The 23,153-nt window shown below is 32.4% G+C and carries 25 protein-coding genes and 3 pseudogenes; 12 read left to right on the top strand and 16 right to left on the bottom strand.

What is annotated here, in order from left to right; all coding sequences use genetic code 11:
- The first annotated feature begins 2 nt into the window (after positions 1 to 2).
- From P5P87_RS06900 to P5P87_RS06870, 7 genes and pseudogenes are all read left to right on the top strand, one after another.
- Positions 3 to 719: a response regulator transcription factor gene (locus P5P87_RS06900; protein WP_095927693.1), complete on the top strand. Its 717-nt coding sequence runs from the start codon at positions 3 to 5 to the stop codon at positions 717 to 719.
- A 512-nt stretch (positions 720 to 1,231) separates the two neighbouring features.
- Positions 1,232 to 1,588 carry a hypothetical protein gene (locus tag P5P87_RS06895; RefSeq protein WP_278022046.1) on the top strand — a complete coding sequence of 119 codons (357 nt, stop codon included), beginning with the start codon at positions 1,232 to 1,234 and terminating at the stop codon, positions 1,586 to 1,588.
- Between the two features lie 182 nt (positions 1,589 to 1,770).
- Positions 1,771 to 1,992: a hypothetical protein gene (locus P5P87_RS06890; protein ID WP_278022045.1), complete on the top strand. Its 222-nt coding sequence runs from the start codon at positions 1,771 to 1,773 to the stop codon at positions 1,990 to 1,992.
- Positions 1,982 to 3,371, top strand: a pseudogene (locus P5P87_RS06885) (RtcB family protein). The gene P5P87_RS06890 and the pseudogene P5P87_RS06885 overlap by 11 nt, the downstream one beginning before the upstream one ends.
- 16 nt (positions 3,372 to 3,387) lie before the next feature.
- Positions 3,388 to 3,969 carry a hypothetical protein gene (locus tag P5P87_RS06880; protein WP_278022044.1) on the top strand — a complete coding sequence of 194 codons (582 nt, stop codon included), beginning with the start codon at positions 3,388 to 3,390 and terminating at the stop codon, positions 3,967 to 3,969.
- A gap of 12 nt (positions 3,970 to 3,981) precedes the next feature.
- Positions 3,982 to 4,671 carry a peptide chain release factor H gene (prfH, locus tag P5P87_RS06875; protein ID WP_278022043.1) on the top strand — a complete coding sequence of 230 codons (690 nt, stop codon included), beginning with the start codon at positions 3,982 to 3,984 and terminating at the stop codon, positions 4,669 to 4,671.
- Positions 4,658 to 5,023 (top strand): hypothetical protein, encoded by a 366-nt coding sequence (locus P5P87_RS06870; RefSeq protein WP_278022042.1) that lies wholly within the window; start codon positions 4,658 to 4,660, stop codon positions 5,021 to 5,023. The genes prfH and P5P87_RS06870 overlap by 14 nt, the downstream gene beginning before the upstream one ends.
- A gap of 362 nt (positions 5,024 to 5,385) precedes the next feature.
- Here the strand turns inward: P5P87_RS06870 and P5P87_RS06865 are convergent, their stop codons facing one another.
- From P5P87_RS06865 to P5P87_RS06830, 8 genes are all read right to left on the bottom strand, one after another.
- A complete protein-coding gene (locus tag P5P87_RS06865) occupies positions 5,386 to 6,132 on the bottom strand; it encodes an acyl-[acyl-carrier-protein] thioesterase (protein ID WP_198856085.1) in 747 nt (248 codons plus the stop codon).
- A 15-nt stretch (positions 6,133 to 6,147) separates the two neighbouring features.
- A complete protein-coding gene (gene miaA, locus P5P87_RS06860) occupies positions 6,148 to 7,077 on the bottom strand; it encodes a tRNA (adenosine(37)-N6)-dimethylallyltransferase MiaA (protein ID WP_278022041.1) in 930 nt (309 codons plus the stop codon).
- 152 nt (positions 7,078 to 7,229) lie between these two features.
- The gene (locus P5P87_RS06855; RefSeq protein WP_198856083.1) at positions 7,230 to 8,069 is read right to left on the bottom strand and encodes an ion transporter; all 840 of its coding nucleotides are present in this window, start codon (positions 8,067 to 8,069) and stop codon (positions 7,230 to 7,232) included.
- Positions 8,070 to 8,097: 28 nt separating this feature from the next.
- Complete coding sequence (locus P5P87_RS06850) at positions 8,098 to 9,459, bottom strand: exonuclease domain-containing protein (RefSeq protein WP_278022040.1); 1,362 nt, start codon at positions 9,457 to 9,459, stop codon at positions 8,098 to 8,100.
- Positions 9,460 to 9,511: 52 nt separating this feature from the next.
- Complete coding sequence (locus tag P5P87_RS06845) at positions 9,512 to 10,165, bottom strand: YggS family pyridoxal phosphate-dependent enzyme (RefSeq protein ID WP_278022039.1); 654 nt, start codon at positions 10,163 to 10,165, stop codon at positions 9,512 to 9,514.
- A gap of 12 nt (positions 10,166 to 10,177) precedes the next feature.
- Positions 10,178 to 11,071, bottom strand: coding sequence for a 3-hydroxyacyl-CoA dehydrogenase family protein (locus P5P87_RS06840; RefSeq protein ID WP_278022038.1), 894 nt, complete (start codon positions 11,069 to 11,071; stop codon positions 10,178 to 10,180).
- Positions 11,072 to 11,163: 92 nt separating this feature from the next.
- Positions 11,164 to 12,129 (bottom strand): Gfo/Idh/MocA family protein, encoded by a 966-nt coding sequence (locus tag P5P87_RS06835; protein ID WP_095927680.1) that lies wholly within the window; start codon positions 12,127 to 12,129, stop codon positions 11,164 to 11,166.
- 133 nt (positions 12,130 to 12,262) lie between these two features.
- Positions 12,263 to 13,252: an RDD family protein gene (locus P5P87_RS06830; RefSeq protein WP_198856079.1), complete on the bottom strand. Its 990-nt coding sequence runs from the start codon at positions 13,250 to 13,252 to the stop codon at positions 12,263 to 12,265.
- A gap of 120 nt (positions 13,253 to 13,372) precedes the next feature.
- Between P5P87_RS06830 and P5P87_RS06825 the strand changes: the two are divergent.
- Positions 13,373 to 14,012: pseudogene (locus P5P87_RS06825) on the top strand (protein-L-isoaspartate(D-aspartate) O-methyltransferase).
- A gap of 29 nt (positions 14,013 to 14,041) precedes the next feature.
- On the opposite strand, the gene P5P87_RS25845 reads toward P5P87_RS06825, so the two are convergent.
- From P5P87_RS25845 to smpB, 4 genes are all read right to left on the bottom strand, one after another.
- The gene (locus tag P5P87_RS25845) at positions 14,042 to 14,308 is read right to left on the bottom strand and encodes a Fic family protein (RefSeq protein WP_340696664.1); all 267 of its coding nucleotides are present in this window, start codon (positions 14,306 to 14,308) and stop codon (positions 14,042 to 14,044) included.
- Entirely contained in the window at positions 14,289 to 15,092 is an 804-nt protein-coding gene (locus P5P87_RS06820) for a helix-turn-helix domain-containing protein (RefSeq protein ID WP_340696663.1), read from the bottom strand. Before P5P87_RS06820 ends, P5P87_RS25845 begins: the two co-directional genes overlap by 20 nt.
- Positions 15,093 to 15,179: 87 nt before the next feature.
- Entirely contained in the window at positions 15,180 to 15,818 is a 639-nt protein-coding gene (locus tag P5P87_RS06815; RefSeq protein WP_278022037.1) for a hypothetical protein, read from the bottom strand.
- An 80-nt stretch (positions 15,819 to 15,898) separates the two neighbouring features.
- On the bottom strand, positions 15,899 to 16,354 hold the full coding sequence (gene smpB, locus P5P87_RS06810) for an SsrA-binding protein SmpB (protein ID WP_278022036.1): 456 nt from the start codon (positions 16,352 to 16,354) through the stop codon (positions 15,899 to 15,901).
- Positions 16,355 to 16,495: 141 nt separating this feature from the next.
- Between smpB and P5P87_RS06805 the strand changes: the two genes are divergently transcribed.
- Both P5P87_RS06805 and P5P87_RS06800 read left to right on the top strand, forming a co-directional pair.
- The gene (locus P5P87_RS06805; protein WP_278022035.1) at positions 16,496 to 17,152 is read left to right on the top strand and encodes a hypothetical protein; all 657 of its coding nucleotides are present in this window, start codon (positions 16,496 to 16,498) and stop codon (positions 17,150 to 17,152) included.
- A gap of 109 nt (positions 17,153 to 17,261) precedes the next feature.
- The gene (locus P5P87_RS06800; RefSeq protein ID WP_278022034.1) at positions 17,262 to 17,486 is read left to right on the top strand and encodes a VF530 family protein; all 225 of its coding nucleotides are present in this window, start codon (positions 17,262 to 17,264) and stop codon (positions 17,484 to 17,486) included.
- Positions 17,487 to 17,489: 3 nt separating this feature from the next.
- Here the strand turns inward: P5P87_RS06800 and P5P87_RS06795 are convergent, their stop codons facing one another.
- The 3 genes from P5P87_RS06795 to P5P87_RS06785 all read right to left on the bottom strand — a co-directional run bounded on the left by P5P87_RS06795 (position 17,490) and on the right by P5P87_RS06785 (position 19,561).
- On the bottom strand, positions 17,490 to 18,044 hold the full coding sequence (locus P5P87_RS06795; protein WP_278022033.1) for a DUF3575 domain-containing protein: 555 nt from the start codon (positions 18,042 to 18,044) through the stop codon (positions 17,490 to 17,492).
- 108 nt (positions 18,045 to 18,152) lie between these two features.
- Positions 18,153 to 18,701: a GNAT family N-acetyltransferase gene (locus tag P5P87_RS06790; protein ID WP_278022032.1), complete on the bottom strand. Its 549-nt coding sequence runs from the start codon at positions 18,699 to 18,701 to the stop codon at positions 18,153 to 18,155.
- Between the two features lie 8 nt (positions 18,702 to 18,709).
- Positions 18,710 to 19,561: an aldose 1-epimerase family protein gene (locus tag P5P87_RS06785; protein ID WP_278022031.1), complete on the bottom strand. Its 852-nt coding sequence runs from the start codon at positions 19,559 to 19,561 to the stop codon at positions 18,710 to 18,712.
- Positions 19,562 to 19,745: 184 nt separating this feature from the next.
- Here P5P87_RS06785 and P5P87_RS06780 point away from each other — a divergent pair.
- Positions 19,746 to 22,017, top strand: a pseudogene (locus P5P87_RS06780) (M1 family metallopeptidase).
- Positions 22,018 to 22,019: 2 nt separating this feature from the next.
- Here the strand turns inward: P5P87_RS06780 and P5P87_RS06775 are convergent.
- Positions 22,020 to 22,283: a hypothetical protein gene (locus P5P87_RS06775; protein WP_278022030.1), complete on the bottom strand. Its 264-nt coding sequence runs from the start codon at positions 22,281 to 22,283 to the stop codon at positions 22,020 to 22,022.
- A 201-nt stretch (positions 22,284 to 22,484) separates the two neighbouring features.
- Between P5P87_RS06775 and P5P87_RS06770 the strand changes: the two genes are divergently transcribed.
- On the top strand, positions 22,485 to 23,120 hold the full coding sequence (locus P5P87_RS06770) for a GNAT family N-acetyltransferase (RefSeq protein ID WP_008463114.1): 636 nt from the start codon (positions 22,485 to 22,487) through the stop codon (positions 23,118 to 23,120).
- Positions 23,121 to 23,153: the final 33 nt, after the last annotated feature.

Here is a 23,153-nt window from a genome sequence, read left to right as displayed (position 1 = left end):
ATATGGAAAATACTAACAAAAGAATACTTTTAGTAGAAGATGACCTAAATTTTGGGGCAGTTCTTAAAGATTATCTAATGTTAAATGACTTTGAAGTTACTTTAGCTAAAAACGGTATGGAAGGTTTCGAAAAATTCAAGAAGGATGTGTATGATTTGTGTATTCTTGATGTAATGATGCCTTATAAAGATGGTTACACTTTGGCCAAAGAAATTAGAGAGAAGAACAGTGAAGTGCCAATTATCTTTTTAACAGCAAAATCTATGAAAGAAGATGTGTTAAAAGGTTATAAAGCTGGTGCAGATGACTATTTAAATAAACCTTTTGATTCTGAAGTTCTTTTAATGAAAATTAAAGCAATCATTCAAAGAAAATCGGCTGATACAAAAGCGGAACAAGTTCAGTTTGAATTTAATATTGGTAAATTCCACTTAAATTCGAAATTAAGATTCTTGACTTTCCAAGATGAAGAACCAATTAAGTTATCTCCAAAAGAAAATGAATTGCTTAAAATGCTTATTCTTCATGAAAATGATTTAATGCCGAGAGAATTAGCTTTAACAAAAATCTGGAGAGACGACAACTACTTTACATCAAGAAGTATGGACGTTTACATCGCTAAATTAAGAAAATATCTAAAAGCAGATGAAGATGTTGAAATCTTAAACATTCACGGAGAAGGTTTCAGATTAGTGATAAAAAGCAAAGTTTCTGAATAATTAAATTCATCAACAAAATATAAAGCCCTGAGAAATCGGGGCTTTTTTTGTGCATTAAATTAAAATATTTTGGATTTATTTCTGTGATTTGAGTTTTGTTTTAATTGTTTGATTTTTAGAGTTGTAGAAAATGTTTTTTAGGCTCTAAAAATAGTTGTAGAATTTATTTTGAAGAATTTTCTTTAAATAAATTTGGAAAATCAAAAAACTATTATGAATATTTGCACACGAAAAACTTAATAACCCTTTAAAAACGAAGAAAAAATGTTTGTACTTACATTGACATCTCAAAGCTTTACACCAAACAGATTTGGTGAAGCAGTTCTTCGTGGCTTATTTCAATCTTAGAAATACAATTTTAGATATATAAAAAAGCCCGAAGACAATAAGTTTCGGGCTTTTTTTTATTCTAGACTCTTCAAAATTTTCCCGAAAATCGATTTTTAGAATTTATCCATCAGGATAAATGGTTTAGCCTTTTTGGCTGTTAATTTAATGTACGATAATTTTTTATGGAAAATTATGCGGTAGACGAGTATGCTTTATGCGCCCGTTTTAAAAGCAAAAGAAAAAAGAAAAGATTAGTAAAAGAAGATTTTGAAAAACAATTAATTCAATTAAGAAAGCTTGAAATTGAACTTTGGAAAAAGCAAAAAGACTTACCATTGGTTCCTTTAGAAATTCCTTATCAAAAAGGCTGGCAACGTAATTTTAAATTAAGAGATGATATTGCCAGATCGAGTGATGCTTCATTTTACAGAGAATTATTGGAAAAAATAAATACATGGCAGTTTTCTCCCGAAAAATCTTTTAAACGAAAGAAAAAAGAAAAAGAAGAAATGTTTATGTTGAAAAATTCCAAACAGTAAAAGAATTTTCGGAATGGGAATGGAAAAGTTCAAAATTAGAATTGACCGAAAAAGAAAAAGCTCATTTTTATAAAAGGGAAAGGTGGTGCAGCAATTGCAAAAGATACAAAATTCATTATGTATTTAATGAACCTTGGCGATATGTTCTTCGCGTTAGCCCTTATATGATAACGCATACAAAAATGGTCGATTCAGATTTAGAAAGCCAAATTCAGCTTATTGATAATTATATTGCTAACCACAATCTGAGAGATAAAATAAACAGATTAATACACGGCAGTTCTCGTAAATGGAGTTACTATGAAAAAGAAAATCCAAAAGAGATAAGTCCAATTAAAAATAAAAGTCTGCATGCATTGTATCAGAAATATGCAGATGATATGATAGAAAATCATGGGAAATAAATTATCTGGAAAAGACCTGATTAAATTAGGTTTTCCAAAGAACAATTCAATAAACATTGCCTTAGGGCAGATAAACAGATATAGAAAAAGAGAAAAAAGAATCTATTCTAACGGAAGCGAAAGATGTATTGTTAAATCCTGAAAAATATGAAGGAAACGGAACATGGGGCAAAGTTGCCGAAGGTTTGATAAAACCTGTTCAAGTAAGAATGCATCAGCTTAAAACAACGAGATCGCCTTTTACCATTTTTGGAGAGAATGAAATCGATCAGCAAGCAAAATTTCAATTATACGATTCATTGAAATTACCAGTTTCGGTTGCAGGAGCTTTAATGCCAGATGCACATTCTGGTTATGGACTGCCAATTGGTGGCGTATTAGCAACTAATAATGCAATTATTCCATATGGAGTTGGAGTTGATATTGGATGTAGAATGAGCCTTTCAATTTTTGATTTACCAGCGTCTCATTTCAAAGGCAGAGAGCATCAATTAGAAGCTATTCTAAAAGACAATACAAAATTCGGAATGTATGAAACGCATGCTTCAAGAGTCGATCATGAGGTTTTTTATAAAAGCGAATTTCAAGATATTCCTTTGTTAAAGAATCTTTTGCCAAAAGCTTACAAGCAATTGGGAAGTTCGGGTGGAGGAAATCATTTTGTAGAATTCGGAATTGCAAAAATTGATAATCCAGAAAACGAATGGAGGCTTGAAAAAGGAGAATATTTTGCTGTGTTGTCACACAGTGGTTCTCGCGGCTTGGGTGCTAACATTGCAAAACATTATACATATTTAGCAACAAAACAATGTCCGTTGCCAAAGAATGTGCAGCATTTAGCTTGGTTAGATTTGAATACGCACGATGGTCAGGAATATTGGTTGGCAATGAATTTAGCTGGAGAATATGCAAAAGCTTGTCATGATGATATTCATAGAAGAATTGCCAAAGCGATTGGAAAAAGAGTAGTGGTAACTATTGAAAACCATCACAATTTTGCATGGAAAGAGATTGTAAACGGTCAGGAGTGCATTGTGCATAGAAAAGGAGCAACACCTGCGGGTGAAGGACAATTGGGAATTATTCCGGGTTCAATGACAGCGCCAGGTTTTATTGTAAAAGGCAAAGGAAATGCAGAAAGTTTAAACTCAGCTTCACATGGTGCTGGACGTTTGTTTTCGAGAGCAAAATGCAAAAGCAGTTTTACGCAAAGTCAGATTAATAAAGAGTTGAAGAAATATGCTGTGACTTTGATTGGTGGTAATATTGACGAAGCTCCAATGGCTTACAAAGACATCGAAAAAGTAATGGCAAACCAAACAGATTTAGTTGAAGTTTTAGGAACATTTACGCCTAGAATTGTTAGAATGGATCGCTAAAAAAAAAGTAAAGATCATGGAGAGGTTTCAAGATGAAAATAAATGGCTAGGACATTTTGCAAATGAGATTTTTGTGAAATGTCCAAAATGTGAATCTAAAGGAATTGTGAAAAAAGTTCCTAAAAATTGTGAATGCGGTAAATGCACTACAATGACTTTTGTATGTAAATCCTGCTTTTGTACGATATACGAACCAGTTTATCAATACAAAGCATTAGGAAAGCATTATTGTGGTAAATGTTTTCAAAAATTTGATTATGAATCTCGGGTTTTCAAAGAAATACCTGAAAAATATAAGGTTAAATGCCCGTATTGCAGTTTTTACGAAGTAATAGAACCAGCAACTTTGAGAATTAGAAGAGAGTCGCAAAAAGATGGTTTAGTAAGGGAGCCTTGGCATAATTTACAGCTTTGGTTTCAAAAAGAAGTTGATGACAATGTTTTTTGGGCATACAATCTTGATCATATTAATTATCTGGAAAGATATATTCAAGCTGGTTTAAGAGAACGTAATTCAGAAGCAAATTACACTTCAAGTTTAGTGGCTCGTTTGCCGCAATTTGTTAAGGCAGACAAAAAACAGAGAAAAGTTGCTTAAAATTTTAAAGAAATGGAAAGAATAATTCAAATAACAGCGGGTCGCGGACCTGCAGAATGCACTTGGGTTGTGGCCCAAGTGCTTAAAAAAGTTTTAGAAGAAGCGCAGGATCAAAATTTAGAAACTGTTTTGCTTCAGCGAGAGGCGGGCAGTGAAAATGGAACTGTAGAAACGGCATCGATTGCCGTAAGAGGAAAAAATGCAGATCAGTTTATGAATTCCTGGATAGGAACAATTCAATGGATTGGCCAAAGTCAGTTTAGGAAAATGCATAAACGCAAAAACTGGTTTATCGGCATTTTTGAAATTGAACAACAGAAAAATAATTTGTTTTCTGAAAATGATATTCAGTATCAAGCCATGAGAAGTTCTGGAGCAGGAGGACAGCATGTAAATAAAGTGAGTTCTGCAATTAGAGCGACTCATATTCCAACAGGAATTGCCGTCGTGTCAATGGACAGCCGATCGCAACATCAGAATAAAAAATTGGCAACAGAACGATTAATTAAAAAATTAGAAGACGAGAAATGGCTCCAACTAAAAAATCACGTAGGAAAACAATGGGAAAACCAGCTGAATGTACAACGTGGAAATCCTGTTAGGGTTTTTACTGGAAGTGATTTTAAAAAGAATAAAGTAGAGAAAAGTTACAAAGGAACTCGTCAGAAACTAAAAAACGATTTACGAAATGAAAACAATTGATAAATACCTATTTCAAGCTTTGGATAATTATCCTTATTCGCTTGAAGAAACCATAGAATCTTTAGATTATGCTTTTTCTTATGATTCAAAAAACACAATGGTTTTGTGTTTATACGGAAGAATTCAGGCAGAGCAACTTATGAATTACGAGGAAGCAAAATCTTATTTTCAGGAAGCTTTAGCTATTAATATTCATGCGCTTGAAGTTTATCCGTATTATTTGCAAACTTTGATTGTGAATGGAGATTATGAAGAAGCTCAAAAATTAATTGACTTTGCTTTGACAATTAAGGGAATAAATAAAGCGATGATTTTTGTAAAGAAAGCTGTTTTGTTGGAAGTGCAAGCATAAATTCAAAGATGCTTTAAAAGAAATTAAGCAGGCAAAATTATATTCTATTCAACACGATTATGATTCTGGAATTAGTGAAGTAGAAAAACGAATTAAAGATAAAATTGATTTGTTGGAAAAGAAGAAACCTAAAGAAAAGAAGAAAAAATCTAAAAAGAAATCGAAATGATTTTAAACAAAAAACGATGCAATTTTGCATCGTTTTTTGTTTTCAAGTGATAAATACACAAAGTTTGTCATTTCGACGAAGGAGAAATCTTCGCAAGTAACTCCATAAAGATTGGATTCTCGATGCGGAGCTACTCGTGGAGATTTCTCCTTCGTCGAAATGACAAGATTGTGGGAATAGATAGAAGAGAATTTTATTTCCAGTGTAATTCTAATGCAAAACAATTTTTATCGCCTTTTGTAATGCTGAATGTTGTTGCTGAATGATCTTCATTGTCATTTTCATGAATAATAACTTGATCGTTTAAAGAAAGTTCTTTTAGGAAATTCATTTCGAAGCTTTTAACTTCTTGTTTTAGAATTCTTTTGGCATCAACATGATCTAGGCACCATTCTAAATATTTTACATTATTAGCATGATTTACAATATCTAAATCAGATAAATAAACTGTTTTTTCGAAAACCGATTCTTTTTCGGGATTAATGTTGATTCGCGAAAATCCTTCAACAGTAGCTCTGTTATCTGGGTAAAGTTCGAAATGTTCAAAAGGTAAAGCCAAAGCTTCTGGACGACGTGCTTTGGTGTTGAAAACAGCCCAATAGGTTTCGCTTCCAACAATTTTTTTTCCGTTTACATACATCTCAAGTGCACGAACAGAACGTGAATTTTCAAGGCTATTAATCCAAGTTTTTACAGTGACAATATCTTGCCATTTTGGTAAAGCGGTTATTTCTACACGCATGCGACTCAAAACCCACGCCTGATCAAATTCCTGCATATCTGTAAAACTGATTCCGCCTACTTCTGAATGAGCAGCGGCGGTAAGCTGTAAAAGATTGCATAAATCAGTATATTTTAAGTAGCCGTTTGGCGTACATTGTGTAAAATTAATTTCCCAGTCTTTACTTAAAACTGATGTGAAATTTGGAGATATTGGCATTGCTAATTTTAGATTTTAGATTGATGATTTTAGATTTTCTTCGATGTAATGAATAATCTCATTTCTATCGGTCGAATAATCAAACCATTTAGTATTTTCATTTCGTTTAAACCACGTTAATTGTCTTTTCGAAAATCTGCGGGTGTTCTTTTTTATTTCTTCAATTGCGAATGGCAGAGTGAATTCTCCATCAAAATAACTAAATAATTCTCTATAACCGACCGTTTGTAAAGCATTTAACTCTTTGTTAGGATAAAGTGTTTCTGCTTCTTTAAGCAAACCTTCATTCATCATGATGTCAACACGCTGGTTAATTCTACTGTAAATTACTTCTCTATCTGCATCTAAACCAATTAAAATAGGAGTGAAGCTTCGATTGTTTTTCTTCAAATTTAAAAATGAAGAATATGGTTTTTGTGATCCAATGCAAACTTCCACAAAACGCATCATCCTCTGTGGATTTTGTAAGGTCTGCGGATTTTCGATTGTTATTTTCTGATAGTAATCTGGATCGAGATTTTGTAATTGTTCCTGAAGATATTCAATTCCGAGTTTTTCGTAGTTTGAATTTACTTCTGCGCGTACTTCTGGATCGATTTCTGGAAATTTGTCAAAACCTTTTAAAACGGCATCTACATATAAACCTGATCCGCCAATTAAAATTGCAAAATCATTATTTTGATATAATTCTTCTAGTTTTAAAAGTGCCTCTTTTTCGTAATCGCCAACGGTGTAATTTTCGAAAATCGATTTGTTTTGAATGAAATGATGCTTGGCAGTCTTTAATTCTTCCTGATTTGGAACGGCAGTTCCGATCGTCATTTCTTTAAAAAACTGACGGCTGTCACACGAAACAATTTCGCATTTAAAATGTTGTGCCAAGGCGATGCTTAGGGCTGTTTTCCCGATAGCTGTTGGTCCGACGATTGTTATTAGGTATTTCATATTTTTTAGCCCAGATGGTAATGGAAACCTCAGACTTATATTTGTTAGTTTTTAGGGGATAAAAGAGCGACCAACGGAAGCTATTTTTATGACTTTAAAAAACAACAAAGATAAGGAGGAGTTGTAATGTACAGCTAGATTAGCTTCATAAATTAATTACTAGGCAATGTTTTTCCGCATTGATAACAATATTTTGCATTATCAAAATGCAGTTGGGCATTGCATTGTGAGCAGGTTCTTTTGCCGTTTACGGAGTTGTTTCGGAAACTAGCTTTGGCAAATTCTGCTGTTACAATACCTGTAGGAACCGCTATAATTCCGTAACCCATAATCATAACAAGTGATGCGAGAAATTGCCCAAGCGGTGTTATTGGAGAAATATCTCCATAACCTACTGTAGTAAGTGTTACAATTGACCAATAAATGCTAACTGGAATACTGGTAAAACCACTTTCTTTGCCTTCGACAACGTACATTAATGCACCTATAATAATGGCGCTGATGATTACGAAATATATAAAAACGAGTATTTTTTCTTTGCTGGCTTGTAATGCTTCTTTTAACTGGTAAGATTGATGCGAAATTTGCGGAATATGCAGAATTTTGAATAATCTGAAAAAACGCAGTATACGGACAATTGTCAAAACATTTGTTGCAGGAAAAAAGATTGACAAATACATTGGTAGAATCGCCATCAAATCTATAATTCCGTAAAAGCTAAAAACATATTTTATAGGTTTTTGTATAGCAATAATCCTTAAAATATACTCTATGGTAAAGAAAACGGTAATAATCCATTCGCAGATAAGGAGTTGATGATGGTATTTATGATTAATGCCTTCTACCGTATCGAGCATTACCAATAATACGCTTAATAATATGAGTCCCAAGAGAACCAAATCGAACATTCTGCCCAAAATGGTATTTGTTCCGTAGAGAATGATTTTGATTTTTTCTCTAAAAATCTCGTATTTTGATTTGTATTTTGTCATATCACTAAGATACGTAAAGTTTATCGTCTTAAAAATGCATGATTTTTAATGACTTGCTTTTGCGAATGTAGCTCTGAATAATGTTTTTTACGTCACGATTATGCTGCATTGGGATTAGAATGTTTTTAAGAATATCAATATTTGTGATTTGATAGTTCAAATCGTAATAAGCATAACCTTGATATATTCCATTTTCTATCAAAATAGCACTTCTTTCGTTTACATTTCGCCCCCTGTCGATTATGATCATGCTTTTATTTTCGAAACTGTTTTCTGAAATAAACTGCTGTACTCTTAAATTGTAGACTTCGGGCGTCACTTCGCCAATACAAGCCCCGTCACACTCTTTTATTTTATATTGAAAACACTCTTTTTTGGTTTGGTATAAACCTGTCAATTTCTGGCATAAATGATATTTTGCCGTAAATTTAAAAAGGGCATTTTTACCTTCTTGCAAAGAGGCAAAAGATGTAATTTCTTTTTTACGTCCGTCTGCTTTTTCAAGTTTTAGGTTTATATATCCGTTTGCATCTTTTTCTGCATATAAGGCGAAAGGAAAAACAGTTTTCTTTTGCGAACGATTGTATTTCGGACGATTTATTTTTACTTCCTGGCTTTCTTTTAAAAGCGCAACTAGCTCGCTTCCGGTTTCGTCATAAGTTATGGTGAAGACTTCTGCCTGAATTTTTTTGCTTTTAGTTGTAACTCCTGTAAAGTGCTGATTGACTCTCTTTTTGATATTTTGGCTTTTGCCGATATAAATCAAAGTACCACTTTCATTATAAATATAATAAACCCCAGTTTTGGTTGGCATCTGATTTAATATGTCTAAAAATTTAGGAGAAATCCCTTTTTCGACTTCGAGTTTTATAAAATCTTTTACGATTGTTTTCTCTGTGTCTTTTTCTAAAAGCATTTTGAACAGCTTTGTTGTTGCCATAGCATCTCCGCTCGCACGATGTCTATCTGCCATTGGAATTCCAAGAGCACGCACCAATTTGCCTAAACTGTAAGAAGGCTGTTCTGGAATTAGTTTTTTAGCTAATTCTACTGTGCAAAGTGTTTTAGCCTCGAAATCGTAGCCTAAACGACGGAATTCAGTACGAAGGATTCTGTAGTCAAAAGAAGCATTGTGAGCCACAATTACGCAATCTGAAGTAATTTCAATAATACGTTTGGCAACTTCATAGAACTTTGGCGCCGACTGTAACATAGCGTTATTAATTCCAGTCAGTTTTACTACAAACGGCTGAATCGGAATTTCGGGATTAACAAGACTGATGAATTGGTCTACTACTTCATGTCCATCAAATTTATAGATGGCGATTTCAGTAATTCCCTCTTCATTAAATTGTCCTCCAGTGGTCTCTATGTCAAGTATTGCGTACAAATTAATTGCTCAGTCTCAGTTTTAGTAATCAGTTAAAATCTATGATTTATGTTTAGCGTCCGCCAAAAATGTCGCTTCCAATTCTTACCATTGTGCTTCCGCATTCTATGGCTAATTGATAATCTCCAGACATCCCCATTGAAATTGTTTTTAAATCAACAATCTGCAGTTTTTGGATGGAATCAAAAATAGATTTTAAATGTGTGAATTCTTTTTTTATTTGGTTTTGGTCTTCGGTGAAAGTGGCCATTCCCATTAAACCTAAGATACGAATATTTTTCAACTCTTTGAACTCTGAAGAAGTTAAAAGTTCATTTAATTCATTTTCGTCCAAGCCAAACTTAGATTCTTCTTCTGCAATATAAATTTGAAGAAGACAATCTATAATTCTATTGTTTTTTAAAGCTTGTTTATTTATTTCTTGTAATAATTTCAAACTGTCAACACCATGAATTAAAGTGACATACGGTGCCATAAACTTGACTTTATTTGACTGAACATGACCTATCATATGCCATTGAATATCTTTTGGCATTTGTTCCCATTTTTCAGTCATTTCCTGAATTTTGTTTTCTCCAAATATGCGTTGTCCAGCTTCGTAAGCCTGCATCAAGTCAGAAACAGGTTTTGTTTTTGAAACGGCAACTAGAGTTACGTGATCAGGTAATGTTGCTTTAATTGTATTTAAATTCGATTGAATCGACATGATATTTCTTTTTTATGAAAGAATAAACTGCTTAGAGATTTTCTCTGCTTTTTTACTTTCGCTATAATCGTAAAAACCTTCTCCAGATTTAACTCCAAGTTTACCAGCTCTTACCATATTTACTAAAAGTGGGCAAGGAGCATATTTTGGGTTTTTAAATCCATCGTACATTACATTTAAAATTGCGAGACAAACGTCAAGACCAATAAAATCAGCTAACTGAAGTGGCCCCATAGGGTGTCCCATTCCTAATTTCATTACCGTATCGATTTCATAAACTCCAGCCACTTTATTGTATAACGTTTCGATTGCTTCGTTTAGCATAGGCATTAAAATTCTGTTTGCTACAAAACCTGGATAATCATTAACTTCAACAGGAACTTTACCTAATTTTTCAGATAAAGTCATGATGATTTTAGTTACTTCATCGCTTGTATTATATCCGCGGATGATTTCAACCAATTTCATAATCGGCACCGGATTCATGAAATGCATTCCGATGACACGTTCTGGATGCGCTACAACAGCTCCAATTTGTGTAATTGAAATTGAAGAAGTATTGGTAGCTAAGATTGTATTGTGTGAGCAATATTCGTTTAATTGTTTGAAGATGTTTAGTTTTAATTCAACATTTTCAGTTGCGGCTTCAACTACTAAATCAACACCAACAACACCGTCTTTTATATCTGTATAAGTAATAATATTGGTGATTGTTTTAGCAACATCTTCTTGCGTAATTGTTCCTTTAGAAAGCATACGATCTAAGTTAGCGACAATAGTTGCCATTCCTTTATCTAATGATTTTTCAGAAACATCGATTAATTTTACAGTAAATCCGCTTTGCGCAAAAGTATGCGCAATTCCGTTACCCATTGTACCTGCTCCAATTACAGCTATTGTTTTCATATTACTTTTGATATTATATTTTACGATTTAGCCACGAATTCACAATGTTATCGTGAATTTCGTGGCTAATTTTATTTTTAAAATTCTTTAAATTATTTGTCGAAACAGTCAATAATTTGATACGCCACTCGCAATGCATCTGTCGCTTGCTCCAATGTTACAACTGGTGTAGTATCTGTATTGATTGCATTTGCAAAAGATTCTAATTCGTCCAGAATTGCATTGTTTTGTTCTACATCTGGATTAGTGAAATAAATTTGTTTTTTAACGCCTTCAGCATTTTGAAGAATCATATCAAAATCTCCAGGAACTTCTGGCGCATCTTTCATACGAACTACTTCGCATTTCTTTTCTAAAAAGTCAACAGAAATGTAAGCATCTTTTTGAAAGAAACGTGATTTGCGCATGTTTTTTAATGAAATTCTACTGGCAGTTAAATTTGCAACGCATCCATTTTCGAATTCGATTCTAGCGTTGGCAATATCTGGAGTATCGCTAATTACAGAAACTCCACTTGCATGAATGTCTTTTACTTTTGAATTGACTACACTTAAAATTGCATCTATATCATGAATCATTAAATCTAAAACAACAGGAACATCTGTACCACGTGGGTTAAATTCGGCCAAACGATGCGTTTCTATAAACATCGGATTTTCGATCATGTTTTTTGTAGCAATAAAAGCGGGATTAAAGCGCTCTACGTGACCAACTTGTCCTTTTACATTGTATTCTTTTGCTAAAGCAATAATTTCTTCAGCTTCTTCTACAGTATTGGCAATTGGTTTTTCAATAAAGATATGTTTTCCAGATTTGATCGCAACCTTTGCACATTTGTAATGCGAAAGTGTTGGAGTAACAATATCAATCACGTCGACAGCGTGAATAAGTTTTGCAATTGTGCTGAAGTTTTTATAGCCAAACTCTTTTGAGATTCTTTCGGCATTTTCTTGATTTTCGTCGTAAAATCCAACTAATTCGTATTTGTCAGATTGTTGTAATAAGCGTAAATGTATTTTACCAAGATGACCAGCACCTAAAACTCCTACTTTTAACATGAGAATGTATTTTAAACAAAAATATAATTTATTTGTTGAACGTGAAAATGTATGTAGTAAAGATTTAGCGAGATCTCAATTTAAAGTCAATATTTTGAGTTTTAATTTAGATTTGCTAAAGACAAAAAAAGTATTAATATCTATTAAAATAATAGTATATTAACATGATGCAGAAGCTGATTCCTAAAACTAATAAATAGCGTTTTTCAATATGTGCGTCTGTTTTTTTGTTTACAACATAAGTGTCTGAGTAATCATCATGTAGGTTTTTACCCATTAGAAAAGAAAAACTTTCGAAAGGAATAAATCGACATAGTGTCCTTTTTAAAATCATTGAAAAATCTGGCTGATTTCCATTTTCATCTGTAATATAACATCCAGTTAAAAATTTTGCAGGCGTTGATTTAAACAGAGATTCATAAACTAGGTAGTATATAAATTTGATTATGTATATATATAGTAAAATAGAGAACTCTGTTCCAAAAGCGGTATGTAATTTTTCGTAAAAGGTTGTTAGGGTAGTACTTCTTTCTGAAAATTCAAAATAACCATAAGTAATGCTAAGTATTAATATTGTATCAATGATTAAATTTAGGAAACGTTTGTAATTTGACGAATTTTCTAAAGTAATATCATCTGTAATTTCGGTGGCGCTAATAGTTTCATTTAGAGGTTTTTTAATAATATAATAGGATATAAAAATTATTATAATGGTAATTACTATGCCGACTACTTTATAAAGTAAATATGGAGAAGTTTTATTCGTATCTACTAAAGCAAAAAACGATAAACCTACAAGCCCATTAATGATTGCTATACTATAATTAAAACTCAATAACCTTGTTTCTTTATATTTTGAAATATAATATATTATGGAACCTGAAAGAAGAGTGAGGTAAAAAAATAGGTTTAAAAGCGGTAAAATTATTCCGCTTGTTGAATTATCGCTTCGACGTTCTGTTTCCAAATAAGTATTAAGTCCGGAAAAATAATGAGGTTTTAAGCTCAAAATAATTCCTGTAAAGTCATTAAGGTATTCGATTTTAAAAAACACAAGAAAAAAAGTAGATAAAATTCCAATTAGGGAAAAAAAGAAAGATAAAACGAGTAAAGCTTTTTTCATAAAAGATTAGATTTCATTTTAGGTTAGTGCATAAATCAAAAATAGAAATTAAATCATAAAAAAGTAGTTGACTTTTGATAATTTGTTTTCTTATTTTTGCGAAAATAAAACCTACTCATTTTGAAAGATACTGCCAAACATCAAGGACTTCGTAATCAATTAGTAACTACTTTAGAGCAAAAAGGAATTACTGATAAAGCAGTGCTTGATGCGATAAAAAAATCCCGAGACACCTTTTTTGAATTCAAGTTTTGAAGATTATGCTTATCAAGATAAGGCTTTTCCTATTGGAGCGGGTCAAACTATCTCGCAGCCGTATACGGTTGCTTTTCAATCACAGCTATTAGAAGTAAAAAGAGATCACAAAGTTTTAGAAATTGGGACTGGTTCTGGTTACCAAACGGCTGTTTTGTTTATGCTTGGCGCTAAAGTTTATACAGTTGAAAGGCAAAGCGAATTATTTAAGACCACATCGAATCTTTTTCCAAAATTAAATATTCGTCCAAAGCACGTTACTTTTGGAGATGGATATAAAGGGCTTCCAAATTTTGCTCCGTTTGACAGTATTATAGTTACGGCGGGTGCACCATTTATTCCTCAGCCGTTAATGGCTCAATTAAAAATAGGAGGAAGACTTGTTATTCCACTTGGAGAAGATGTTCAGATTATGACCTTATTAATCAGGAAAAATGAAACTCAATTCGAAAAACATGAATTTGGAGAATTTAGATTTGTTCCTTTATTAGAAGATAAAAATTAATAAGAAGCCCGTTTTTAAACGGGCTTTTTCTATTGAGTAAGAATTGAAATGTATCTTTCTAGGCTTTCTTTTTCTCTTTGAGCAATAAAGAGAAAGAAGTCTTCCTTGTCTTTTTTAGTTTGCGCTATTTCTAAGGCTTGATAATACTGCATTCGATTTTCATAATCTCCTTTAATGTTGGCTATCGGATAACCTTTTTGCATTAGAATTAAATTCATTATTAATCTCGAAGTTCGGCCATTTCCATCAATAAAAGGATGGATAGTAATTAAACGTTCATGCATTTCGGCAAGCAAGGATAACAGGATGCAATTTATTTTTATTGATTTCGTACCAAATAAAGTATTCCTCCATTTCTTGAGGAACCATTAACGCTTGGGGAGGCATATGAGTACTTCCTTGTATCATGACCTGAACTTTTCTGTAACGTCCAGCGTCTTCTGGGATAATTCCTCGAAGTATTAAATTATGAATAGACAAAAGATCACGCTCATTTAACGAATTGCTTTTACTCATTAATTCTTTTATAAAACCAATAGCTTCTTGATGATTAATGGCTTCCAAATGTTCCCGCATACTTTTTCCAGAAATTGTCAAACCTTCATTGATAACCATATCGGTTTCACGAAGAGTCATTGTATTTCCTTCAATTCTATTACTTTCAAAAGTATATTCTAATTCGAGAGCTTGTTTAATTTTAAAACTGTCAAATTGGCGAAAAGAGTCTAGTTTTTCTTTTAAAAAATCAATTTCTTTTAGGATTTTCTCTAACGAAGTAGATAATTTAAGATTCGAAACCGTTTTATTGTATTTGATTTCATCTTCTGCGACTTTTAATGCTTTCAAAGCAAGATCATCATCACCAATTTCATAAAGAATCTTTTCTTTAAGCCACGCAATCATTAAAGTTTCGTAATCAATTTCTAGTAGCTGGGAAAGTTTGATTATCTGATCTTTAGTTGGTTTTCTAGTTCCAGATTCAAATTTGCTTATTAAAGCCTGGTCAATACCAGCAAGCTGAGCTAACTCGCGAGTTTTTAAACCTTTTTGTTCTCTAGCATTTTTTAAAAGCGATTTCATTTAATGAAAAATTTAGTCTTGACAAAAATAGTCAATTTTTTAAATAAAAGAAAAGCAGTATTTTAGAAATACTGCTTTTTTGATGTTTTATTTTGGAGGAAGTGAGCCGTCTTTTCGCATTTCTTTTACAACCACTTGCATTATGGCGTCAACGGTTTGTCCTAAATCGGTAACATATTGAGATTCTGTTGTTCCTGTCCAGATTAGCTTGTTTTGTTTTAATGAAAATACATTGGTTTCTACCATATAAGATGTAGTTTCTTGATAATATCCAGGATCGTAGAAATTAGGCGAATACATTCCGTACCAATTCCCAAATCCATAACCATACATTCCTGTGTACATTCCATCAAATCCGCCATAATACATTCCAGTGTAAGTGCCAGGAACATAATTAACTTCTTTTTCTTTGCTGACTAATCGCATACTGATTACGCCATCAAAACCTTCATCTTGTAAAACCTTTAGTTTCTGTTCTTGTGATAATTGTGAAGTTGCATCTAAGTATTGGTAAGAGGTCTTAAATATTGGATTGCTTGTCGCAATTCTATTTTCTGTAATTCGTCTCGAAGCTTCGTCCTTGACCAAAGCTACAACCAAAACTTTCTTGAAATGTTCCTGAGTGATGGTTACATCAGGATCTCTCCAGCTGTTTACAATAGAAGTATTACTGCCACAACTTGAAAATGCCAAAATAGCGAAAAACAAAACGAAGTACTTTTTCATATTTTACAGTTAAATTATTTTGTAATAAAAATAACGATAAAATATTATAAAAAGGTCATTATAAGGAAATTAAATTTCTTTTAATTATAAGCTTTTTTAATACGGTCTAAGTCTCGCTTAGTATCTTGCTCTTTTAGAGATTCACGCTTGTCGTAGTTCTTCTTTCCTTTGCAAAGGCCAATCTGCAATTTGGCTAACCCTTTTTCATTTGTAAATAGTTTCAAAGGAATAATAGTTAGTCCTTTTGCTTGTACGCTTTTATGAAGTGTTTTTAATTCTTTTTTATTTAAAAGTAATTTTCTTTCGCTTCTCGATTTATGATTGAATTGATTTCCAAAAGAATATTCTTCAATATATGTATTAATAGCAAAAAGTTCCATCCCGCTGAATTCGCAGAAGCTTTCGGTAATATTTGCTTTTCCTAGACGTATAGATTTAATTTCTGTTCCTGCCAAAACAATTCCAGCAGTATAAATATCGATTATTTCGTAATCGAATCGGGCTCTTTTGTTAAGTATATTGACTGACTTTATCATGATTGCAAATGTAAGACAAAATTGAAAAAAATGTGGCAGTTAAATATAATTAAAGTTTTTTTTTAATCTATGATTTAAATCAGTCTTGAGCAAAAAGCTTACCCATAAGTTTGTCCTGTAATTAAAAAAAAACGAAATAAAATGAAAAAAATTGTAACATTAGTGAGTATGGTGTTAATTGGTTTAACTGCTAAAGCTCAAGATTCGTCTCAAGGGTTAAAAGGGGCTTGGTTTGCTACTTCTCAGTTTGGTTACCAGCAAACTAAAAGTGGAGATGTTAAAGGGACAAGTATATCTGTATTACCAATAGTTGGAACATTTGTTACCCCATCTGTTGCAGTTGGAGCAGGAATTGGTTATATCAACATTAAATCTGATGGATATCAAAATGGCAGTCCAGATGTTAAAACACTTGCCAAAACAGATTTATTTGTTTTTCAGCCTTTAGTTAGAAAATATTGGAATGTAGCTGGTTCATTGTATTTCTTCGGACAGGCAGCAATACCGGTTATTACTGGTAAAGAAAAGGAAAGTGACTTAAAGGTAAATCAAATTGGTGTATCTGTATCAGGAGGTTTTGATTATTTTGTTACTAAGAATTTCTCTGTTGAGTTTTCTTATGATTTAGCAAATTTTACTTCTACAACTTTAAAACCAGAGAATGGAGAGAAAACAACTGTCACAAATTTGGGATTAGCTCATGTAGCTAATGTTGACTCTTACTACAATACAGCATTAGGTGGAAGTAATCCAAACTTGACATCTCCAATTTCTGTAGGATTTAAATTCATATTCTAATTTATTCTTTATTTGATTAACGTAAAATTCTATTTTAGTAATTTTGCAAAAAAAGAAGACCGTACTGAAAAGTACGGTCTTTTGATATTATTTTAAAAAAAGTATAAAAATGCAAAACCAATCTAAAGATCCATTACACGGAATTACACTTCAAAAAATTGTCGAAACTCTAGTAGATTATTATGGTTTTGATACTTTAGGAGAATTAATTCCTGTTAAATGTTTTACCTCAAATCCGAGTGTGAAATCAAGTCTTACTTTTTTAAGAAAAACAGATTGGGCTCGTAAAAAAGTAGAAGAACTTTATATTAAAACACTTCCTAAATTAAGCTGAGTTTTATAATTTGTAAGAAATCATTACGCCTCCGCGGTATGGAAGCCATTCTCCACTTTTGTTGTAATTCGGTGCTTTTTCGTATCTTCCAGGAGTTCCGTCGTTATAGTATCCTTTATAAAATCCTTGGTGCCATCCACCGCCAACAAAAAAGTCAAGTAAAAATTTATCACTTAGTTTTAAATTGTAACCAACTGTAGCTCCAATTCTATAACCGAAACCATCTTCGTACTTATTAGTATCCCAATAATTCCATTTTTGTAATTCGTATTTATCAGCTCCAACATGTGCTCCAGCATAAAAACCATTATATTTTTCTTTAAAATGATAACGGATTTCTGGGGTAATAGTAACAAATTTCATTGGGTTATTTCCGTTGAATGATTCCCAGAAAGAAGCCATTACATCGGCGCTAAAAGTGGTTTTTTCTCCAATGCTGGTTTCTATGCCAATATTTGGAATTGCAAGTAATGCAGTTACTCCGTTAAATTTTACAAATGTCTGACTTTGTAATTGAATGCTGATTAAAAGAAGAAGTAGGGCAGGTATTTTTTTCATAAAGTTTTTGGAATTCAAAATAGCTATTGTAGCTAATTTCGAGCGCAAATATAACGTATAATGCTTTATAACTATTGTGCGTAAGATTATTTTAACAAGAATAAAATTTTACTTTTCTAGTAATGAGTAAATTACCTTGTCAAGAAATTTTCCTTCCCAAAATTCTGACTCTTTTAAATGAGCTTCTTTAACAAAGCCACATTTTTGTAAGACCTTTTCAGACGCATAATTTTCTGGATCAATAACAGCTTCTATTGAGTGGAGTTTTAGATTTTCAAATCCATATTTTATAAGTCGATTGACGGCTTCTGGTATAATTCCTTTTCCATGATGATCTGGTGAAAGCATATAACCTATTTCAGCTCGGTAATTTTCGGGTTGTATTCTGTAATAACCAATAATTCCTAATAATTTAGGATCATCTTTAAGTCTGATACCCCAATTTATTCCAATATTACTTTCAATTTTTTCATTAATCATTTGGATATGTTCCAAGGCATCTTCGTGGTTTTTTACTAAAGGTCTCGGAATATATTTCATGGTTTCAGGATTAGAACGCAGTTCAAAAACTTCTTTTACATCTTTGTCGGTAATTCTATCTAGAATTATACGCTCAGTTTCTATTATTGGAAATGGCGTAAAGTTAAAATCTAACATTTTGTTTATTATAATATGGTAATACTAAATTTTGCACTGAAATCTTTATTTGTATTCAATGTCAAAATTCCTTCTTTTTCGTATAAAGCGCCTGTATTTTCCTCGGTATCAGAATAGCCTAACCAAGGTTCAATACAGATAAACGGTGCATTTTCTTTTGTCCAGATTCCTAAGCTTGGAAAATCTTTATAATCAACTTTTATATAAGGTTTTGAATTATTCAAAATAGTTAGCGATTTTGATTCTAAAGTTTTAAATATCAAAGCATCATTTTTAAACAGTTCATAATTTAAAGCAACTAAATTGTTTTTTGTTTCTAAAACTTTAGTTTTAGATGAAATCAAATCGTTTTCAAGAAGATAGTATTTTAAGTTTTCTTCTTTTTCGAATTGAAAAGCATAATCTTCAAAATTGTTTGGAAGTGCAATTGCAGGATGTGCACCAATCGAAAAAGGCATTTTTTCTTTGCCGTAATTGATTACTTTGTATTCTAGTTCTAATGCGCTTTCCTTAAGTGTGTATATAAGCTGTAATTCAAATTCAAAAGGATATTTTTCTAATGTTTCTTCAGAAGATCTAAGAGAGAAAATTGCCTTGTTTTCAGTTTTTTCAGTTAAAGAAAATTCCATATCTCTTGCAAAGCCATGACGAGGCAAATGATATTCTTTTCCGTTGATTTTATAAGTATTGTTTTTTAAAGTTCCCACAATTGGAAAAAGAACAGGGGAGTGTTTGCCCCAAAAATCTGGATTGCCTTCCCAGATATATTCATTGTCTTGTTTGTCTTTTATAGAGAATAATTCGGCTCCAGCATGATTGATCGAAGCTTTTAATATTGAATTTGAAATAGTTGTAGTCACAATGTTGAATATAAAATGAATGATTTTTCTAGAGATGTAAATATATTTTATAAAATCTAGTTTTTTAAGAAAAAGGCTTAAATTATTTTATTGATAAAATTTTGCTAAAATTAAATTTATGTTTTAAAATTTCTCTGTAAATAGCTTTTTTTTCATTAATTTGCTACATAAACAGCTAAAAAATATGAAAAAGCAATCTGCAAAAGCCATTTTAACCGCGGCTTTATTTTTTGGGATTTCTTCAGTTTGGGCGCAGCAAACTACGCAGGCGACAACAACAAATCCGGTAAACAATTACAATTATCATGATGCCTTTGGTCCTCATTTTTATACAAAAAATGGTACGACAACTCGTACTGCTAGCGGTCAACCGGGAGCAGAATATTGGCAAAACAGAGCCGATTATCAGATTACGGCAAAATTAAATGCAACTACAAACGAGATTGTAGGTACAGATGAAATTACTTATACGAATAATAGTCCCGAAAAACTGGGGTTTCTTTGGCTGAATTTAGATCAAAACTTATTTAAAGACGATTCTAGAGGAAACGCTGTTGTGCCTTTGACAGGAAGCCGTAACGGAGCGCAAGGACAAGTTTTTGATGGCGGAAACAAAATTAAATCTGTAAAAGTGATTTCTGGAGGAAAAACTAAAACAGAGACAATTGCTAAATACATAGTTACAGATACAAGAATGCAGGTTTTTCTTCCTCAGGAATTAGCGGCAAAAGGAGGTTCTGTAAAAATTAAGATCGAATTCTCTTTCATCGCGCCTTTCGAAGGATCTGATAGAATGGGGGTTTTAGAAACTAAAAACGGAAAAATCTTCACAATTGCACAATGGTACCCGCGTATGTGTGTGTACGATGATGTGAGAGGTTGGAATACTGCTCCGTATTTAGGCGCTTCTGAGTTTTATTTAGAATACGGTGATTTTGATGTGAAACTTACTGTACCAGCAAATCACTATGTTGTAGCTTCTGGAGAATTGTTGAACGGTCAGGAAGTGTTTTCTGCCGAACAATTAAAAAGATATAAAGATGCAACCAATAGCGATAAAACAGTCATGATTCGTACTGCTGATGAGGTTAACGCAACAGCAAACAATAATTCAGGAAGTGAAAAAACATGGCATTATAAAATTAAAAATGCACGTGATTTTTCTTGGGCATCATCTCCTGCGTTCATTTTGGATGGTGCAAAAATTAACCTTCCAAGCGGTAAAAAATCTTTAGCATTATCTGCTTATCCTGTTGAAAGCGATGGGCAAGGTGCTTATGGCCGTTCTACAGAATATGTAAAAGCTTCAATTGAGCACTATTCTAAACAATGGTTTGAATATCCTTATCCAGCAGCCTACAAACGTAGCTGGAAATGAAGGAGGAATGGAATATCCTGGAATTGTTTTCTGCGGATGGAAATCTAAAGGACAAGATCTTTGGGGAGTTACAGATCACGAATTTGGACATATCTGGTTTCCAATGATTGTGGGTTCAAACGAAAGATTATTTGCTTGGATGGACGAAGGATTCAACACATTTATTAATTCATTAAGTACTGCTGCATTTAATAACGGTGAGTACAAAGAACAGCCAACAGATTTACACCAAGAAGCAGAATCTTTCACGCGTCCAGATTTAGAGACTATCATGAGTTCTCCTGATAACATGAAAGAAAAGAATATTGGCATGTTGTGTTATTTTAAGCCAAGTGCTGGTCTTGTTCTTTTAAGAGAGCAGGTTTTAGGAAAAGAACGTTTCGATACTGCTTTTAGAACTTATATTGAGCGTTGGGCTTATAAACATCCTCAACCTGATGATTTCTTTAGAACGATGGAAAATGTTGCTGGTGAAGATTTAAGCTGGTTCTGGAGAAGCTGGTATGTAAATAATTGGAGATTCGATCAAGGAATCAATTCAATTAAATATGTAAAAAATGACCCTTCAAAAGGAGTGATTATTACAGTTGAGAATTTTGATAAAATGCCAATGCCAATTGTTTTAGATGTGAAAACAAAAAGCGGAAAAGTGACGAGAGTTAATCTACCAGTAGAAATCTGGCAACGTAATAACAGCTGGTCATTTAAACATAATTCTACAGAAGAAATTGAAAGTATTATTTTGGATCCTGATCATGCTTTCCCTGATAATAATGAATCTAATAATGTTTGGACTGCAGGCACGGGTAAAGTAGAAAAAGCGATTATCATAGATGGTTATTTAGGTAATTATGTTACGGCTAAATCTCCTTTAACGATTAATTTGGTTGACAGAAATAGTGTTTTAACAGCTGAACTTCCAAATTATCCGAATTTTTCTTTAGATCCTGTTCCAAATGAAAAAGATACTTTTGAATCGCCTAGAGCTGGATTAAAATTTAAATTTAACGAAGCTAAAACTGGTTTCGACATGACGATCTTAGGAAACGGTCAAGTTATGCAGTTTACGAAAAAGTAATTTTATTTTTGTAAAATATTCAAAACCCGATAATTAGAAATAATTATCGGGTTTTGTTTTTCTGTATATTCACAAAACGTAAAAAAAATGTTAGAATTTAAATTTTTTGTTTTGGAAATAAAAAAATAATGTACTTTTGCACCGATGAATAAAATAAGTTTACATATAACTTCTTTGTCACGGACAAACTCACCGATTACTTCTCCCGAAGTACGGACACTATCTCTATAGTGTTCACTGAGTTTTATAGCCGTATATTTATTCATATCCATTTTTCATTTTGAAATCACATAATTTGTCCATTGGGCAAACACATCCTAAAAGTATTTATTATTTTGTAAATTTTCTTAATCAATGTTTTGATTTTGAGAATGTTACTTCTTTTATGCTTAATTTTATTGGACTCAATTCTGGATTTCAAGCGAATCAATATGCTTTAATTTTTAACTCTAACTTCAATAATTGAAATGAAGATCTCTATTGTTGTAACTCAAGAAGAACATTTTAAGTATGCGCAGGAAATCTGCGATACGATAGAATCATCTGCCTTATTAAGAGGTACGGGGATTGCTAAAAGAACTCCTGAGTACATTCAGAAAAAAATGGCAAATGGTGATGCAATGATTGCTTTGGCTGACGGAAAATTTGCAGGTTTTTGCTATATAGAAAGCTGGCAGCACGGAAAATTTGTTGCTCATTCTGGATTAATTGTACATCCTGATTATAGAAGTCATGGTTTGGCAAAAAAGATAAAATCGAAAGTTTTTGATTATTCTTTAAAGAGATTTCCAGATGCTAAAATCTTTGGTATTACAACTGGTTTGGCAGTTATGAAAATTAACTCTGAATTAGGTTATAAACCAGTTCCGTTCTCAGAATTAACAACCGATCCAAGTTTTTGGGCGGGTTGTAAAACCTGTACTAATTTCCCGATTTTACAAAGCAAAGAAAACAAAATGTGCCTTTGTACAGGAATGTTATACGACCCAAAAGAAAAACAAAAAACGCCACCAAGACATCCTTTTAACGAGGCTGTTTTAAGCAGACTTAAAAAAATTAAACAGGCATTATTCTTAAACAAAATCTTGTCATTATTTGTCTAAGTCAAATTAACTAGAAAAAATCTCAAACTGCTA

This window comes from Flavobacterium ginsengisoli (assembly GCF_029625315.1).
Classification (GTDB): Bacteria; Bacteroidota; Bacteroidia; order Flavobacteriales; family Flavobacteriaceae; genus Flavobacterium; species Flavobacterium ginsengisoli.
Note: the sequence above shows the minus strand (reverse complement) of the source record. Positions and strands in the feature narration are given on the sequence as shown.